The sequence below is a fragment of the Bradyrhizobium sp. 31Argb genome (assembly GCF_043638955.1).
Taxonomy (GTDB): Bacteria; Pseudomonadota; Alphaproteobacteria; order Rhizobiales; family Xanthobacteraceae; genus Bradyrhizobium.
This window is the reverse complement of the sequence record NZ_JBEGDB010000702.1, coordinates 1-548: the sequence shown is the minus strand read 5'-3', so window position 1 is coordinate 548 and position 548 is coordinate 1. Positions and strand designations below refer to the sequence as shown.

1 protein-coding gene is annotated in these 548 nt (G+C 63.1%); it reads left to right on the top strand.

Translation table 11 applies throughout. The features are described from left to right. Positions 1-127: 127 nt before the first annotated feature. The coding region (locus AAFX91_RS42355; protein ID WP_394570436.1) for a transposase at positions 128-548 on the top strand (421 nt) is incomplete at its 3' end.

Below are 548 nucleotides of genomic sequence, written 5' to 3'. Positions count from 1 at the left end.
GGTCGGGTGGGCGGATCGTCCGGTCGTATGCATGATCACCTTCGGGATGAGTGTTTAGGCAGCCTTATTCTGCAAGACATACGACTGCAATCCACCCCATGGGATCTCTCAAGGAGAGCGATACGCCATGAACGAGACTAGCAACATTGTCCCGCTCCGTCAGCCCGACGAGATCGACGATCCACTGACCAATATCCTGCGTGCTGGTGCGCGGCAGCTTCTGGCGCAGGCCGTCGAGGTCGAAGTCGAGACCTTTCTTGCCACGATGAAGGATTTGAAGCTTGCCGACGGACGCGCCCGTGTCGTGCGGCATGGTTACGGCCCGGCGCGAACGATCCAGACCGGGGTCGGTCCGGTCGAGGTCGCGCGGGCGAAGATTCGCGACCGTGGGGCGGCCGGCGATAGTGAGCGGATCCGGTTCAGCTCGGCGATCCTGCCGCTGTGGGCACGGCGGACCAGAAGCCTGGATGCGCTGTTGCCGATTCTGTACCTGCGCGGCATCTCGACCGGCGATTTCCAGGAGGCGCTGACGGCCTTGCTGGGCAAGG